This window comes from Nocardia tengchongensis, from assembly GCF_054781395.1.
The window spans coordinates 755,792-772,103 of record NZ_BAAGUM010000015.1 but is presented as its reverse complement, the minus strand read 5'-3'; the positions used below and the strand labels follow the sequence as shown (position 1 = coordinate 772,103).

Genomic DNA, 16,312 nt, shown 5'->3' with positions numbered 1-16,312 from the left:
CCTCAGGCCGCCGCGGTGGTGCGGGAGATGGCGGTGATCTGCCCGGCGAGGTGCTCGGCGTCGCGGGCGATGGCGGCGAAGCGGCCCGAGCCCCAGGTGTGCAGCCAGGGCAGCCCGAGGAAGTACAGCCCGGGCGTGGTCGTGACGCCGCGGTTGTGGCACGGGTGGCCCTCACCGTCGAAGACGCCGACGCGCACCCACCGGTAGTCTGTGCGGAACCCGATCGACCACACTATCGACGTGATACCGCTTGCCGACAAATCGATTTCGGTGATCTCGTGCTCGGGACGCCACACCGGGCGGTAGCGCGGTTCGGTGGGCGCGTCGATCCCCGCACGGGCGATATAGGCGTCGATGGAGTCCTTGATGCTCTCGGCGACGGCGTCGGCGGCATCGAGGTCCCGCTCCAGCGACGGCTCGAAATGCGCTGTGCCGTCGGCGACATCGACCATCCGGCCGTAGAGCGCCATACCCTCGACCGCGAATTGGCGCAGGTCGATATCGCGGCCGCCGTCTCGACCGGTGACGTAGTGGTTGGTGTTCTCCCGCTTGCCCAGCCCACCCGGCTGATCTTCGATCGGGATGTCGTAGTGGCCCATGTCCTCGAGCCACGCGACGCAATCGCGGCCCCGATAGAAACGGGCGACGCGGGGCGCGGTCCCGACCGCGAGGTGCACCTGCCGACCTTCCAATTGGAGGTCCTCGGCGATCTGTGCTCCCGATTGGCCGGTACCGACGATGAGGACGGCGCCGTCGGGCAGGTCCGCGGAGCTACGGTATTCGGCGGAGTGGAGTTGCCGGATCGAGCTCGGCAACCGCTCGGCGAAGCGGGGCACGCTCGGCGTGTGATACCCGCCTACTGCGACCACCACCTGATCGGAATGCAATGGGCCCGATGTTGTCTGGATGTCGAAGCCGCCGTCGACCGCTACCGTGACCGCGGTGACGGCGACGTGTTCGCGAACCGGCGGATCGAAGGTGTCGGCGTAGGCGCGGACCCATGCGTAGACCTCGTCGCGTTTCATGAAGCCGTGCGGGTCCGGTCCGTTGTAGCTGTATCCGGGCAGCACGCACTGCCAGTTGGGGGTGACGAGAGTGAAGTTGTCCCAGCGGGTGTCGCGCCACTCGTGGGCGATGGTGTCGCGCTCGAGGACGACGTGGTCGATGCCGCGTGCGGTCAGATGCCAGCTGATCGAGAGCCCGGCCTGTCCTGCGCCGATCACGACGACGTCGCGGTGTTCCACGGCGGTACCCGAGTCTGCCTGGGGGGTCATGGTTTTCCTCCGGTGGTTGCCGCCTCGACCGACGGCGGAGTCATCGACAGCACGCGTACCGTGCCCGGTGATGTCCGGGCCTGTGCTGCGCTTGCTTGGATGGCGTCCAGGGTCTGCATGGCGGAGGTGCAGTAGAAGCCGAACTTCTCGCGCACCCGCTCGGCCGCGATGTTCAAAGCGCTCGAGACACGGGTCAGGAAGTCGTCGATCGGATAGTCGACGCCGGTGGCCAGATGATCATGGATCACCAGCGAGGGCGAATAGCAGGACTGGACATTGCCGTCCGGCCAGCGGATGTCGAATGTCATCTCAGGCATGGATCGCCTCCAGCTCTTCGGGCACCGCGGACTGCCCGACCACGCCGTGGCGGGCGACGACGCTGCCGTAGAGCTCGGGGCGTCGGTCGCGCAGGTTGTACATGCCGCCGCCGCGCGCCAATTCGAGTGCGTGATCGACGTCGAGGGTCGCGGTGGCGAGACCGGGTTCGGTACCGGTGGTGGCGAGCACGTCGCCGCCGGGGCCGACGATCTTGGCGCTGCACACGAAGCGCAACGAGCCGAACGTCCCGGCCTGGTTCGACGCGACCCACACCACCTGGTTCTCGACTGCGCGAGCGCGGTCGAAGATATCGAAGCGCTGGGTCCAGCGGTCGTCCTCGAGTCGTTCGGTGGTGGCGGTGCGGGCGGTGGGCCAGGCCGAGAGCGAGGTGATGATCTGCGCGCCGTCCAGTGCCAGCGCTCGCGCGGCTTCGGGGAATGCCTTGTCGTAGCAGATCTGCATGCCCATGCGGCCGACCGGGGTGTCGAAGGCGCGGTATTCGGATCCGGCAGCGTAGCAAAGGTTTTCGCCGAGGGGCTGATGCACCTTGCGGTAGGAGCCGAGCACCCCGTCGCCGGTGACGGTCGCGGCGGCGTTGTAGCGGAGATCGCCATCGGCTTCACAGAATCCGAGTGTGACGACGAGTTCACCTGCCATCGCCGCGATACGGCGCAGTTCCGGGCCGTCGAGGGCGAGAGCCGGCGGCAGACTGCGCAGACGACGCTGCTTGGCCTCCTCGCTCTCCCCACCGCCGCCCAGGCTGGGCAGATAGCCGCCCAGGCAGGCCTCGGGCAGCACCAGCAGTCGGCTACCGCGTTCGCGCGCCTGTTCGATCAGCGAGCCGATGGTGGCGTAGCACGCCTCCATGTCGCGGCCGAATTCGGCGGCGGCCACAGAGATCGATAGTTCGGTCATGAGTGTCCCAATCCGGTTACCGCGCTGTCGAGCGCGTGAGTGACTTCTCCGTCAGGCCAGCGCAGCCGCACGCCGGGAGTCGCGCTGAGCACGCCGCACACGGCGGTCGTCGCCGGGCCTACGGGGTTGACGGGGGTGCCGGGGCGATCGGCGGTGAGCATCGCGAAGCCGGGGAAGCAGGTGATCCAGTCGGCCAACTCGACGCCCGGCGGGCGCGGGATGCGCGCCACATCCAGTTCGACCCCGACACCGCTGGCCTCGGCGAGCATGCCCGCGGTCCCGGCGACGCCGGCCATGCTGACATCCTTCGCGGCCTTCGGACCGGTGTCCGAGACGAACCGGCCCAGTGCCCGCAATTCCGCGCCGCTGCGGTGTGACGACGAATCCCATTGTCGCCCGGTATATCCGGGCCGCCAGCCGCCGCCCAGATCAGCCGTGAGCCGGAGCTCGTCGCCGACCTCGCCACCTCCTCCGGGCACCGGCCGGTCGGTACGGCCGAGCGCGGTGACCGACAGCGCCGCCGGGACACCCAACTGGGTGTGGCCACCCAGCACCGGCACCTCCCAGATGCGGCTGGCCGCACCCAGGCCCCGGAGCACCCGGGTCAGCAGCGACCGGGTGGGCGCGGCGACCGCGTCGAGAAGGCCGATCGGTTCTGCGCCCATCGCGGCGAGATCGTTGAGGTTGACGAGGGCCGCACACCATCCGGCCCATTCCGGGTCCCGTTCGACCATGGACGGCAGGATCGCGTCGCACGCGGCGACCAGGTCCGAGCCCGGTACCGGTGCGCCGTCATCACCCCGGAACCCGTTGCCTCCCAGCGTCATCGGTGTATCGCCCAACTCCGACAGCGTCTGCCCGAGCATCGCCTTGGTGGAGCGCGCCAGCCGCTCGATGCGGTCGATCGGCCAGCGCATCCGCACATGCGGCGCACCGGCCACGTTGGTCTCGGCGAGCGCGACCCACCCGAGATGGGTGAACAGCAACTCGTAGCGGGTCTGCACCGTGGCCTCGAACCGAAGCACGTTATGGGTTTCGGCATAAGCGCACGCCGCTCGCACGAGTGCGCCGCCCACACCACGGGTGCGACGCCCGCAGTCCACCACCAATCGACTGCCGGTCCACCACCCGAGATCCTCGGCGGTGGCGGGTGCCAGGCGGACTCCGCCCAGCACGGCACCGTCTGGTGCGATCGCGACCAGGATCCGGGTCCGGGGATCATCGTCGATGTCGTCGGTGTCGCTGCCGGCGAACAAGCCCTGCTCGACGACGAAATTCTTCCTACGCAAGGCGTGATATGCGGCGACCTGCCGGAACTCGGCGAGCCGGATGAGGAATCCGTCCTCGGGCTCGGCCGGGGCCGTATGTCCGGACAGGACACAGTAATCCGGCGATGTGGCACGCGCCCCGGACAGTTCGTCGAGCCAGGATCGGGGTGCGGCAGTGGATTCGGTGGTCGTCATCTCAGCCTCCCGCGGTTTGCAGCACACTGCACGCCCCGCAGGCCGCGCACCCGGCCTTCTGGTCCGTGCCGAGCATGCCGGCCCGGCGCAGTTCCGCCGCCACTCGGCGGGTCACGTCCTCGAGCAGCGCCGCGGACGGTGGGCTCGCACCGTCGACATCGACGGCCAGGGTTCCCGCGAGCGGCCGGAACGGCACCACGAACGGGTACACGCCCATGGCGATGAGTTCCGCCGCACCCGAGACCAATTCGTCCGGGTCCTCGCCCAGGCCGACCAGCAGATAGGTGGAGACCTGGTTACGGCCGAACACCCGCACCGCCTCGGCCCAGGCCGCCCGGTACTCCGACAGCGGCACGGTGGACTTTCCCGGCATCCAACGAGCCCGCACTCGATCGTCGAGTGACTCGACGTGGATGCCGATCGCGTCGGCTCCCGCGTCACGCAGCTCGGTCAGCGTCGCCAGATCGCCGGGCGGCTCGCACTGCACCTGGATCGGGAGGGTCGGCACCGCCTGCTTCACAGCCCGCACGCAGCGGGCGAGATGCCTTGCGCCACGGTCCTTTCCGGCCGACGTGCCGGTGGTCATCACCAGCTGCCGGATACCGTCGAGCCGCACCGCCGCCGCGGCCACCTCGGCGATCTGATCGGGTCGCTTGACGGCGATCGTGCTGCCGGCCGCGAGAGATGCCTCGATGGAACAGAACCGGCACCGTTGGTCTTCGCCGTAGCGGATGCAGGTCTGCACCACCGTGGTCGCCAGCACGTCCTTGCCGTGCAGCCTGGCGATCTGCTCGTACGTCAGGCCGTCGGCCGTGCGCAGGTCGTAGAAACGGGGTCGGCGCACCGGCTCGACGGTCACGCCGAGATCGGTGCCCTCGTAGAGCAGCCGATCGGCACGAATCGTGTATGGGCTCTCAGGGCGGAGGGGGATGGCAGCGCCGGCACCCCCGAACAGCACATGACCGTCGTCGCTGGGGCCGGCACCGGAACGGCGCTGCACCGGCACATCGACGCGGATGCCCAAGAGTGCGAGATCTACTCGCGTGGATACCTCGGTCATGACGGTCGGCCTACAGCTGGTAGGTGGAGTTGATGATGGCGCCCTTGCGGGCGTAGTGGATCAGCGCGTCCTGCACGTCCAGGGGATGCGCCGGGATCACACCTTCGATGAGGTCCTCCTCGCGTGCACCGTGCAGGGCGAGACCGAACCGGCAGGCGAACACCTTCCCGCCCTCCTTGATGAAGGTGGCGAGGGCCTCGTTGATGTTCTGCTCGCCGGGGAACCCGCTGTCGCCGGTGGTCGGAAAGCCGCGGGTGGCAAGGCAGTTGATCGCGCCGGGACCGTAGAAGTAGATGGCGGACTCGAAACCTTTGCGAAGTGCGCGCGTCGCCTGCAGGATGGCCACGAAACTCACCGACGATTCATGGGCGATACCGTGAACCAGCGTGAAATAGGTTTCACCCGCCTCCGCCTGATAGTCGGGAAAGATCTTGGTGCCGCCGTAGATACTGGTGCCCTTCGGCAGGGCCGGGTGCGGGATTTCGGCGAGCGATTTCACGATGTTCTCCTCGATCGCTTTGTCGATCTCGGAGGTCGATGTGGTGGGTGCCGACATGGTTCGTCTCCTGGGCGTGGTCGGTGTGAATTCGGTGATCGGCAGTGCGCCCGTTGGTGTCCGGGTGGTCACCGATGGACCAAGTTCACGCTCGGTGTGTTTCCGGTTGGTCGCCTGCGGAAAAATTTGACGTTTCCGGGTGTTCACCACGCACGTGTGCGGATCGGCTCACGAATCATACTGTGGCACAACATAATTAGTTGCGCATCTGGCGTCTCGCGGCCTACCTGGGTGGGTGCGAAGTCGATGCGGTGTAATCGTCGTCCTGGGCTTTTCGGTGTTCTGTTAATCGCCGCGACCAGTGCCTCCCTCGCTACGAAACATGGACGAAACCGCTACTGGGCGATAGTGATCGCCGCCGGGTAGTGGCGCCGGGGGCGGGTATGCGCCGTGGACGGTTCGCCCGATGGCGCAACTCGAAAATCGGTTTGGGGTGAGAACAGAAGATCCTGTTACTGCTGAGCGCTACGTCCCGGCCCTGCCACCAACGGCCTTCCAAAACCACCTGGACCCGTAGGGAATTCCCCGGCTGCGGTCCTGGCGCGCAGTCAGCAGCTGAACTGGAAATTCACAAGATCACCGGCAGAGTCAAGCTAGCGGCCGGGTCAGCGCCGCTTTCAGTCCCTGGCGCAGATCGCTTCCCCCGGCCGCGGGCCGAATAGTGCACATGGCCGGCTCTTCGACCCGGAGCATGCCGCTGGTGGTGGTAGAAAAGCTTTCGCCTCCGTAGTGGGCTCGGCTACCAGGGCCGCGCCGTCGACTCGCAGGCTCAGGCGATCGCCTGCGGACCAGGCCAGGGCGGCGAAAACCTGCCGATCCACAATCCGGCCGCCGTCGCCGACCGTCGAGAGCCCGTAGACCAGGTCCGAGGGACGCACCGGGGGAGACGGCGGTGCGGTCATCGGGCCATGGAGTAACTCCTGTAACGGCGCCTGTGGCGGCACCACGGGCCCCAGCGTCGGCTCCTCGCCCGGTACTGCTCGCTTGGCACTCGGCTTGGCTTGCCGACCGTGGGCTGCGGGGCTTGTACAGATTCAACCCAACCATTCGGTGGTTGGGGCAGACGAGTGAACTCGCGATGGAGTCTCTGTTCGGCGAGCTCAGATACGGTCTCCATCTTGCCAAGAAGTTGCCAAGACAGCGCTGAACAGGCTATTTGCGGCGGCTTGCGACATAACGGCCACCAGGAGCCCACGTCGCGTTGGGAACTCCTTCCCTACGCGACGCACGGTGTGTCGAATCAGCTGGACGCGGTGACCTGATGATCAGGTTCGCGGGTCGAGGTGAAGTGTTTGGCCCATCGGTAGTCGGGTTTGCCGCTGGGGGAGCGGACGATGGTGTCGGCGACCCAGATGGTGCGGGGGACCTTGTAGCCGGCGAGGTGACGGCGGACGTGGGAGGTCATGGCGTCGAAATCGAGTGCGGTGTCGCCTGTTCCGGAGATGACGGCGGCAACCTGCTGGCCCCAGCGTTCGTGGGCGATGCCGATGACGACGGCGTCGAAGACGGAGTCGTGGGATTTCAGGACGCCTTCCACCTCCTCCACGAAGACCTTCTCGCCGCCGGTGTTGATCACCATGTTCCCGCGGCCGATGAGGGTGATCGAACCGTCGTGCTCGACGCGGGCACGGTCGTCGGTGACGACCATTCGCTTGCCGTCGACGGATTTGAACAGGCGCTCGGTCTTTTCGGGGTCCTTGTAGTAACCGATGGGGACCGAGCCGGTTTTCGCCAGCCAGCCCTCTTCGCCAGGGGCGACGGGCCGCCCGGATTCGTCGACGACGACCGCGCCGCGGCCGGTCTGCACACGCGGACCGCGTGCGAGATCGTCATCCTTGGTCGCGAAACCGATTCCACCGAAACCGGTTTCGGATGAACCGATGGAGTCGGAGACGACCGAGGACGGGAAACATTCGAGGAGAGCGTTCTTCACCGGCTGGGACAGCAGTGCCGCGCCAGAGGCGATGGCCATCAGCGACGACGCGTCCACCGGGGCCTCGAGGTAGGCGTCGAGCAGCGGCCGGGCCATGGCGTCTCCGGTGATGACCATGACCTGTGGGCGTTCACGTTCCACCGTCCGCCAGATCTGCCGCGGGTCGAACTTCGATTCGAACACCACCGTATTGCCGGTCCACAGTGCGGTGAAGGTGGGCATCATGCCCGCGGCGTGGATGAGTGGTGGCAACAGCAGCCAGGGGCTGGGCTGGTTCTGTGCGCCGACCCGGGATTGCTGGAATTCATTGGCAACCGGCTCGCCGGTGTAGAAGTCGACGCCCCCGCCGAGTACCCGCCACATGTCTTCCTGGCGCCACATCACGCCCTTGGGCATGCCGGTCGTGCCGCCGGTGTACATCATGAAGCAGTCGTCACCGCTGCGTTCGACCGGCTGCCGGGCGGGCGAGCCCTCGGCCAGCGCGGCTTCGTAGGGTTGCGCGTCGCTGTCGAGATGCCCGCTGCCCAGATCGTCGTCGACGACGACCGCGTGCCGCACCTGGGGTGCCAGCGCCAGCGCCGACCTTGCGCTCGGCTCATAGCTGCGGTGATACACCAGGACCGCGAGATCGGCGTTGTTGTATAGGTAGCGCAGTTCCTCGACGCCGTAGCGGTAGTTGATGTTGATCGGTACCGCCCGCAGTTTGAAGCAGGCGATGAGGGTTTCCATGGTCTCGATGCTGTTGTGCATCTGGAACCCGACATGGGTTCCGGCCTCGACACCGTGGCCGGCGAGGTGATCGGCGAACCGGTTCGCTCGGGCGTCGAGTTCGGCGTAGGTGATGCGGCGGTCACCGTGAATCAACGCGATGCGCTCGGGCATGGCGTCGGCGGCATGCTCGAACAGGTCAGCGAAGGTGCAGGCCATAGCAGTTCGTCTCTCCAGGGTCAGACCACGGTCAGCGGCAGCGGAATGCCGCGGTCGGTGAAGCGGAAATCGGCGCCGGTGCTGAATCGGGTGATCGCGACTTCGCCGGCTTCGGCGAAAGGCTCAGCGGCGCGCACGAAACCGATCGTCAGCTCATTCTCGTCGTCGGCGACAACTTGCGCCGCGTAGCGCGGGTTCACTCCGCGCGCCATGGCGTCGAGCGGTGCGAGGTGCGTCGCGTCGATGAGCGCCGGCCACGTTCCATCCACGACGGCGTCGCTGCGCTTCGGGATGCGCAGCTGGACACCGGCTTCGCCGACCTCGATGCGAGCACCGGTGTAGCGCAACGGGTTCCACGCCGGGTGCAGTCCGATCACCCGGGCCAGGGCGGTGTCGTCATCGCCGAGATCGAGAGCTTTGCGGATGCGTTCGGAGGTCAGGCCCGCGATACCGGTGAACTGTTTGCGGCCGATCTCGATCGCCGCGGCGGGCTCGGTGCGGCTGTTCACCGCGATGAGGAACCCGAGTGTCAGGAGATGGTGTTGCAGGCACACCTCGTCGGCCATGCGGACCAGTGCCGACCGGGAGAAGTCCGCGAACCGCAGATCACTCAGCAGGGGACCGGTGTAGTCGGCCAACCCCGGGTCGAGCGGGTCGATCGAGTCGAGTTCGAGCTGTGCGGCACGGGAATTCGCCGCGATCTCGAAGTTCGGGGGGGTGGGCGGCGGAACGTGGGCGGCGTCGATCGTCACCGTCCACGCACACACCGGAACCCGGTCGGCCGGTACTCGCGGTGGCCGGTGGATCGGGCGAACCTGCGCGTGCGGGTTGGTGGCGAGTGCGGTGGCGTCGAAGGTCGGGTCCTCGATGTCGTGGCACATCGATCGCACGAAGTCTTCGCCCATCGGCTCGACGTCGGCCAGCGCGCCGCAGTGGTCGAGCCAGAATTCCCCGCGGTCGTGGTCGTGGACCCGGTAGCGGAAGTCCATGAACTGCGGTGGTGCGCCGATATCGAGTTGCAGCCCTTTGAAGATCGTCTCGACGCTGTCGCCGGTGAAGCCGAGGGCGCGCTGCATCCGCCGGGTGTAGACGGGGCTGGCCACCTGCCACTCCTCGATGGCGACGGCGGCCATGCCTTCCCGGCCGAAGGCGGCGATGCTGTAGGCCATCCCGGACCGGTCGATCAGGTGTCCGCTGAGCAGCAGTTCGGGCACCAGGACCGCGAGCTCGTCGCGGGTGAGGTCTTCGAAACCGCTGGGCCACGGCGAAATCGGACTCACCACAGTGGCACCGGCGCTTCGCCGATGCGGTACCAGCCGGGCAGCTTCTCACCCGAGGCGGCGCGCTGGATCCGCTTGTTCATGCCGTCGGAGAGTGCATTGCCGGTGATCATCTCCATGAACAGCGAGCTGACATTGCCGAAGTCGAAGAAGTCACGCTGCCAGGACCATTGGAAGTTGCCGCCGTAGCGGAACCAGCTGCCGCCGATGCCCTCCGGCGAGTAGTTGCGGCCGTCGGCGCGTTTGGTCTCGCAGACCTGCTTCCACAGTCCGATGAGGTTGCCGGTGCGCTCGTCGATGACCCAGTCCTGATAGGGGTAGGTCCAGCCCTCGAGCCCGTCCATCTCCGAGCCGATGGCGATATCGCGGATCTCGTCGCGTCCGACGGCCATGAACTCTTGGGTGGGTCCGTAGTTCCAGCCGTAGGTGGCGTCTTCGGTGTAGAACTCCGCGAGGGGGCGCCAGTTACCAGCGGCTTCGCAGTCCTTGTTGGCCTGCAGCCAGCGGCGCACCATCTCGTCGAGTTCGGCGCGGTCGAAATCGGCCATGGCAGTGTCCTTTCGGTCTTCGTATCGCAGTGTGTGGTCAGTCGTCGCCGTCGGTGACCGACAGCGCTCGGGTGGGGCAGTAGCGGACGGCCAGCTCGATGGCGGCGCGGGCGTCGGGGCTCGGATTCGGGTCGAGAATCTCGACGTGGCCGTGCTTGGGCACGGTGAAGACCTCCGGCGCCTCGGCCTGGCACGCGGCGTGGCCTTGGCACAGATCGAGATCGGCGATGATCTTCATCGGTTGCTCCCCGCGGCCGTTGCCTGAACGCGGGCCTCGGGTTGCACTTCGGTGACCGCGATGTGCGCGCCACGGGGTGCGGAGACGACTGCCACGATGGCGCTGGCCAGGTTGGCCGCGCGCAGCATCTCGGGGTGGCGCGCGAATCCCCACTTCGACCAGTCTTCGAGGACCGGGCCGATGACCTCGGCGGTCGTGTCCAGGCCCATGCCGGTCATCGTCGGCCCGGGCCGCACCAACGAGGCGCGAACCCCGGTGCCTTCCAGTTCCATCCACATCTGCTGGGCCATGGTCTCCACCGCGGATTTGGCGGCGGGGTAGGCGCCCATCCGGGGCCGGGGATTGCCGGCGGTGTCGGAGCTGATGATGACGAAATCGCCGCGCTGCCGCGCGATCATGCCGGGAATGACACGGTGGACCAGGCGTTGGACCCCGACGAGATGGACGTCGACCTGCCGCAGGAAATGATCGGGGTCCATCTCGTGGATCTGCGAGAACGACAGGTCCCCCGCACCGGAGACCACGATTTCGGCTGCGCCCAAGGCGGTTTCGGCCGCGGTGACGAAGGCGTCGACCGAGCCGGTGTCGGCGACATCGAGGTGGTGCGCGAACGCCTCCCCGCCGTTGCTCACGATCTTCGAGGCCAGTGCTTCGCACTGCTCGACCCGCCGGGCCCCCAACGCCACGGGATGGCCGAGTTCGGAGAGGGCTTCCGCGGTGGCCGCGCCGATTCCGGAGGAGGCGCCGGCGATCAGGACGGGACGGCGGTCGGGGTGCGGTTCGAATCGTGGCATCAGCGGACCTCAACGGTGATGGGGAGTGCGGCGAAGCCGCGGACATTGGTCGAGTGCACCCTTTCGATGCCGGTCTCGACCAGGCTGTACGCGCGGACGCGAGAAACGAACGCGCGCAACGCGATCGTCGTCTCGAGCCGAGCGAGGTGGGCGCCGAGGCAGAAGTGCACACCGGCCCCGAAGCTGGCCAGGTTGCCCTTGTCGGCGCGGTCGATCCGGTAGCTGTCGCCGTCCTCGAACACGTCCGAATCGCGATTGGCCGAGCCGATCAGCAGCAGTACCTTCGCTCCGGCCGGAATCGTCGCGCCGTGCATGTCGATATCGGTCGCGGCGCTGCGCGCGACGATCTGGCTGGAGGTGTCGTAGCGCAAGGTCTCTTCGACCCAGTCGGGGACCAGCTCCGGATCGGCGACGACCTTGGCGTACTCCGCCGGGTTGCGTGCCGCCCAGTACAGGGCGTTGCCGAGGAGTTTGGTGGTGGTCTCGTTACCGGCGACCACCATCAGGAACATGAAGCCGATGATCTCTTCGTCGGTGAGCCGGTCACCGTCGATCTCGGCGTCCAGCAGTGCGGAGGTGAGGTCTTCGGTCGGGTTGCGCCGCCGGTCGGCGACCATGTCGCTGTAGTAGGTGATCAGTTGCAGCGCCGCCTCGATGGCGGGCATCGGCACATCGAGCACGCCCTCCTCCCGGTGCACGACGAGGTCGGCCAATCGCCGCACCTCGGCGCGATCAGGACCCGGCACGCCCATGAGTTCGGAGATCACGTCCATCGGCAGTTTGCCGGCGAAGTCCTCGATCCAATCGAAGGTCCCGCGTGCAAGGGCAGGTTCGAGATGCTCGAGGGTCAGCTCCTGGATGCGGTTGTCCATCTCGGTGACCCGCCGCGGCGTGAAGCCCTTGTAGACCAGCCGGCGCATCCGCATGTGGCGGGGATCGTCCATCGCCAGGAAGGACATGGTCCGATGGGCGTGCGGACCCCAGGCCGCCGGGTCCAGCGACACACCGTTGGCGCTGGACAGCCGCACGCTGTCGCGGAAGCCGGCGATGACGTCGGCGTGGCGGGACAGCGCCCAGAAGCCGACTTCCGGGTTGTGGAAAAGCGGAGCATCGGCGCGCAGCCGCTGGTAGGTGGGGTACGGGTCGTCGTGGAATCCGTAGTCGTAGGGGTCGAACGTGACCGGTTCCAGTGAGGCCGAAGTCATCACGCATACCTCGCTTTCGGTCGCGCGCACTTCCGTGACCAGGCCGCTCGAGCCTGCCGGGAAGACACATAGCTGGACATGTGTCTGGACGGTATCACCGACTTGTGTCCACCACAACGGCAACTCTGAATGACACCGGGCGACAACGGGAAACGGGTCGCGCCCGTCAGCGGGAGAACACCGTCCACCTCCCGGCGGTCTTGCGCTTGATCTGGTTTCCGAACTATATTCCGAACACCTGTCCAGACATGTATCGGAGTCTGCTGATGAATGGCCTCGTCCCTCCAGAGGGCACACCTCTGCTGATCGGTGGCAAGTTGGTGCCCGGCGGCTCGGGTGTCTTCGCGACGATCAATCCGGCTACCGAGGAGGTCCTCGGTTACGCGGCCAATGCCTCTGCCGAGGACATGGACGCCGCCATCGCCGCGGCGCGCGCCGCGTTCGACGAGACCGACTGGTCACGCGATCCGGCCTTACGCGCGCGCTGCCTGCGCCAGCTGCGCGACGCCATGCGCGAACACGTGGAGGAACTGCGCGCGATCACGGTCGCCGAAGTGGGCGCTCCGGTGATGCTGACCAGCGGACCGCAGTTGGAGGGGCCGATCACTGATCTGTCCTTCGCCGCCGAGCTGGCCGAAACCTATACGTGGGAAACCGATCTCGGCAGCGCGGTGCAGATGGGCATCTCGAGCCGGCGCGTGATCCGCCGTGAGGCGGTCGGTGTCGTCGGGGCCATCACGCCCTGGAACTTCCCGCACCAGATCAACCTGGCGAAGCTGGGCCCCGCGCTCGCCGCCGGTAACACCGTCGTGTTGAAGCCCGCGCCCGATACTCCTTGGTGCGCAGCAGTTCTCGGCCCGCTCATCGCCGAGCACACCGACATCCCGGCCGGCGTCGTCAACATCATCACCTCCGACGACCACAGCCTGGGCGCACGGCTGGTCGAGGACCCTCGGGTCGACATGATCACGTTCACCGGATCGACCCAGACCGGGCGAGCGGTCATGGCCGCCGCCTCGGCCACCCTCAAGCGCACGTTCCTGGAACTCGGCGGCAAGTCCGCCGCCATCGTTCTCGATGACGCCGACATCGCCATGGCCGTGAGCTACACCGCGTTCTCGGTCGCGGTGCACGCCGGACAGGGGTGCGCGCTCACCACCCGGCTATTGGTACCGAGGGATTCGTACGACGATGCGGTCGCGGTCGCGGCCAAAACGCTCGCCGGCATGAAGGCAGGGGACCCCACCAACCCTGGAACCGTTTGCGGGCCTTTGATCTCCGCGCGTCAACGCGAACGGGTCGAACGCTATCTCGAGATCGCGCGCGCCGAGGGCGGCCACATCGAGATGGGCGGCACGCGCCCGGCGAATGCCGAACGCGGCTACTTCATCGAACCGACGCTCATCACCGGAGTCGCGAACACCGCGACGGTCGCCCAGGAGGAGATCTTCGGCCCGGTGCTCGTCGTGATTCCACACGACGGCGACGCCGATGCGATCCGGCTCGCCAACGAATCCCCCTACGGCCTTTCGGGTTCGGTGTGGGGCGTCGATACCGAACGCGTCGAACGGGTGGTTTCGGGGGTCCGCACCGGAACGCTGAGCGTGAACGGCGGGCTCTGGTACCACGCCGACGCGCCGTTCGGCGGCTACAAGCAATCCGGCATCGGACGGGAAATGGGTGTCGCCGGCTTCGAGGAGTACCTCGAAACCAAGTTGATCGCCACCCCCGCCTGAACTCACGACATCCACCACGAGGAGCTGAACACACCATGACACGTTTCAACGGGCGCACCGCGATCGTCACCGGCGCCGCACAGGGCATCGGCGCGGCGTATGCGAAAGCCCTTGCCGCCGAAGGCGCCAATGTCGTCGTCGCCGACCTCAACACCGAGCGCGGCGAGGAGGTGGCCAAGCAGATCACCGCCGACGGCGGCACCGCGGCCTTCCACCGGGTCGACGTCTCCGACCCCGAATCCGCCGAGGCCCTGGCCGAATTCACCGTCGCCGAGTTCGGCGCCATCAACCATCTGGTCAACAACGCCGCCATCTACGGCGACATGAAGCTGGACCTGCTGCTCACCGTGCCCTGGGACTACTACAAGAAGTTCATGAGCGTGAACCTCGACGGCGCGCTCAATGTCACCCGTGCGGTGTGGAAGCCCATGCTGGCCGCGGGCAGCGGCTCGATCGTCAACCAGTCCTCCACCGCCGCCTGGGTGTACTCGGGTTTCTACGGCCTGGCCAAGGTCGGCATCAACGGCCTCACCCAGCAGCTGGCCACCGAGCTCGGCGGCTCGAAGATCCGGATCAACGCCATCGCGCCGGGACCGATCGACACCGAGGCCACCCAGACCGTCACCCCGGGAAACATCGTGAAGGACATGGTGTCGCGCATCCCGATCAAGCGCATGGGCACCCCCGAGGATCTGGTGGGCGCCTGCCTCTACCTGCTTTCCGATGACGCGGGCTGGGTGACCGGCCAGGTCCTCAATGTCGACGGCGGGCAGATCATCCGATGACCGAAACCGGCCCCGCCCCTGTCGGATTCATCGGCTTGGGCAACATGGGCGCGCCGATGGCGCGCCGCTTGCTGGAATGGCCAGGCGGTCTGGTGGTCTGCGATGTCCGCGCCGAAGCAGCGTTGCCGTTCACCGAGGCCGGCGCGGGTTCGGCCGCCAGCCCGGCCGGGCTGGCCGAGCACGCACGGGTCATCTGCGTCACCGTGATCGACGACGCACAGGTCATCGACGTCGTCACCGGCCCGGCGGGCATTCTGAGCACCGCCGCGCCGGGCACGGTCATCGCGGTGCACTCCACGATCAGTGACCGGACTGCGGAGAACCTCGCCGCTGTGTGTGCAGATCGGGGTGTCGAATTCGTCGACGCGCCCGTCAGCGGCGGTGCGCCCGCCGCGTCCCGCGGCACCCTCGCGGTCATGGTCGGCGGCAGCGACGCCGCGCTCGAAAGCGTCCGCGGGCCGTTCGGATGCTTCTCGGATCTGATCGTGCACGCCGGCCCGGTCGGCGCGGGCACGCGAATGAAGCTGGCGCGCAACCTGCTCCACTTCGTCGCGTTCACCGCGGCCACCGAGGCGCAACGACTGGCCGAGGCTGCGGGGCTGAGCATCACCGAGTTGGGCAAGGTCGTCAGGCATTCCGATGCGGTGACCGGTGGCCCCGGCGCGATCATGCTGCGTGAGACCACCGCAGCGATCCCAGCGGGCGACTTCTGGTTGCCGATTCTCACCCATGTCCGAAATCTCGGCGAGAAGGATCTCTCGCTCGCTCTCGAACTGGGCGAGCGGCTCGGCCTGCCGCTGCCGCTGGCCGGCCTCGCACTGACCCATCTCGGGGACGGGCTGGGTGTGGGCCGGCAACTGTTCGACAAGGAGGCATCATGACCGCGACCGACAACACGACCGCCGACGACAGCACGCGTACCCGCGGGCTCGCGAAGATGAGCGAGGTCTACGGCTGGGAATTCTCCGACGGCCCCGGCGACCATTTCGGCATCACCGCCGATCACCTGTTCGCCGACATCTGGTCGCGGCCCGGGCTGACCATTCGCGATCGGCGACTGCTACTGCTCGGAGCGCTGTCCGCGCAGGGCCACATCGACGTCGCCGAGATCCAGCTCGGCGCTGCGCTACGCAACGCCGAGCTGTCCGAGGAGCAGCTGCGCGAGGTCGCGATCTTCCTGTGCCACTACATCGGATGGGCGGCCGGAACCAAGCTCGACACCGCCGTCGGCACCGTGCTGGCCCAGGAGCGGCGCAAGCAGCGAGAAGGCGGCAACTGAC

General features: G+C 67.3%; 16 protein-coding genes. 4 read left to right on the top strand and 12 right to left on the bottom strand.

Annotation, left to right across the window (positions count from 1 at the left end; all coding sequences use genetic code 11):
- Positions 1-2 precede the first annotated feature (2 nt).
- From ACYVKL_RS30240 to ACYVKL_RS30185, 12 genes are all read right to left on the bottom strand, one after another.
- Positions 3-1,274: an MSMEG_0569 family flavin-dependent oxidoreductase gene (locus ACYVKL_RS30240; protein ID WP_379166554.1), complete on the bottom strand. Its 1,272-nt coding sequence runs from the start codon at positions 1,272-1,274 to the stop codon at positions 3-5.
- The gene (locus ACYVKL_RS30235; protein WP_379166552.1) at positions 1,271-1,591 is read right to left on the bottom strand and encodes an MSMEG_0570 family nitrogen starvation response protein; all 321 of its coding nucleotides are present in this window, start codon (positions 1,589-1,591) and stop codon (positions 1,271-1,273) included. Before ACYVKL_RS30235 ends, ACYVKL_RS30240 begins: the two co-directional genes overlap by 4 nt.
- Positions 1,584-2,507 carry a carbon-nitrogen hydrolase family protein gene (locus tag ACYVKL_RS30230; protein WP_379166549.1) on the bottom strand — a complete coding sequence of 308 codons (924 nt, stop codon included), beginning with the start codon at positions 2,505-2,507 and terminating at the stop codon, positions 1,584-1,586. The genes ACYVKL_RS30235 and ACYVKL_RS30230 overlap by 8 nt, the downstream gene beginning before the upstream one ends.
- Positions 2,504-3,970 (bottom strand): MSMEG_0567/sll0787 family protein, encoded by a 1,467-nt coding sequence (locus tag ACYVKL_RS30225; RefSeq protein WP_379166547.1) that lies wholly within the window; start codon positions 3,968-3,970, stop codon positions 2,504-2,506. The genes ACYVKL_RS30230 and ACYVKL_RS30225 overlap by 4 nt, the downstream gene beginning before the upstream one ends.
- A 1-nt stretch (position 3,971) precedes the next feature.
- Positions 3,972-5,030 (bottom strand): MSMEG_0568 family radical SAM protein, encoded by a 1,059-nt coding sequence (locus tag ACYVKL_RS30220; RefSeq protein ID WP_379166545.1) that lies wholly within the window; start codon positions 5,028-5,030, stop codon positions 3,972-3,974.
- Positions 5,031-5,040: 10 nt separating this feature from the next.
- Positions 5,041-5,586, bottom strand: a complete 546-nt coding sequence (locus tag ACYVKL_RS30215; protein ID WP_364613046.1) for an MSMEG_0572/Sll0783 family nitrogen starvation response protein — start codon at positions 5,584-5,586, stop codon at positions 5,041-5,043.
- Positions 5,587-6,826: 1,240 nt separating this feature from the next.
- Complete coding sequence (locus ACYVKL_RS30210) at positions 6,827-8,446, bottom strand: acyl-CoA synthetase (RefSeq protein WP_379166543.1); 1,620 nt, start codon at positions 8,444-8,446, stop codon at positions 6,827-6,829.
- A gap of 20 nt (positions 8,447-8,466) precedes the next feature.
- Positions 8,467-9,729 carry a hypothetical protein gene (locus ACYVKL_RS30205; RefSeq protein ID WP_379166541.1) on the bottom strand — a complete coding sequence of 421 codons (1,263 nt, stop codon included), beginning with the start codon at positions 9,727-9,729 and terminating at the stop codon, positions 8,467-8,469.
- On the bottom strand, positions 9,723-10,274 hold the full coding sequence (locus ACYVKL_RS30200) for a nuclear transport factor 2 family protein (protein WP_379166540.1): 552 nt from the start codon (positions 10,272-10,274) through the stop codon (positions 9,723-9,725). The genes ACYVKL_RS30205 and ACYVKL_RS30200 overlap by 7 nt, the downstream gene beginning before the upstream one ends.
- 37 nt (positions 10,275-10,311) lie before the next feature.
- Positions 10,312-10,512 carry a ferredoxin gene (locus ACYVKL_RS30195; protein WP_379166539.1) on the bottom strand — a complete coding sequence of 67 codons (201 nt, stop codon included), beginning with the start codon at positions 10,510-10,512 and terminating at the stop codon, positions 10,312-10,314.
- Positions 10,509-11,306: an SDR family oxidoreductase gene (locus ACYVKL_RS30190; protein WP_379166538.1), complete on the bottom strand. Its 798-nt coding sequence runs from the start codon at positions 11,304-11,306 to the stop codon at positions 10,509-10,511. The genes ACYVKL_RS30195 and ACYVKL_RS30190 overlap by 4 nt, the downstream gene beginning before the upstream one ends.
- A complete protein-coding gene (locus ACYVKL_RS30185; RefSeq protein ID WP_379166537.1) occupies positions 11,306-12,511 on the bottom strand; it encodes a cytochrome P450 in 1,206 nt (401 codons plus the stop codon). The genes ACYVKL_RS30190 and ACYVKL_RS30185 overlap by 1 nt, the downstream gene beginning before the upstream one ends.
- A gap of 266 nt (positions 12,512-12,777) precedes the next feature.
- Here ACYVKL_RS30185 and ACYVKL_RS30180 point away from each other — a divergent pair, with 266 nt between their 5' ends.
- From ACYVKL_RS30180 to ACYVKL_RS30165, 4 genes are read left to right on the top strand one after another with little or no spacing between them, the layout of a single operon-like run.
- On the top strand, positions 12,778-14,247 hold the full coding sequence (locus ACYVKL_RS30180) for an aldehyde dehydrogenase (protein WP_379166536.1): 1,470 nt from the start codon (positions 12,778-12,780) through the stop codon (positions 14,245-14,247).
- Positions 14,248-14,282: 35 nt separating this feature from the next.
- The gene (locus ACYVKL_RS30175; protein ID WP_379166535.1) at positions 14,283-15,032 is read left to right on the top strand and encodes an SDR family oxidoreductase; all 750 of its coding nucleotides are present in this window, start codon (positions 14,283-14,285) and stop codon (positions 15,030-15,032) included.
- A complete protein-coding gene (locus ACYVKL_RS30170) occupies positions 15,029-15,913 on the top strand; it encodes an NAD(P)-dependent oxidoreductase (RefSeq protein ID WP_379166533.1) in 885 nt (294 codons plus the stop codon). Before ACYVKL_RS30175 ends, ACYVKL_RS30170 begins: the two co-directional genes overlap by 4 nt.
- Positions 15,910-16,311 (top strand): carboxymuconolactone decarboxylase family protein, encoded by a 402-nt coding sequence (locus ACYVKL_RS30165; RefSeq protein WP_379166532.1) that lies wholly within the window; start codon positions 15,910-15,912, stop codon positions 16,309-16,311. The genes ACYVKL_RS30170 and ACYVKL_RS30165 overlap by 4 nt, the downstream gene beginning before the upstream one ends.
- Position 16,312 lies beyond the last annotated feature (1 nt).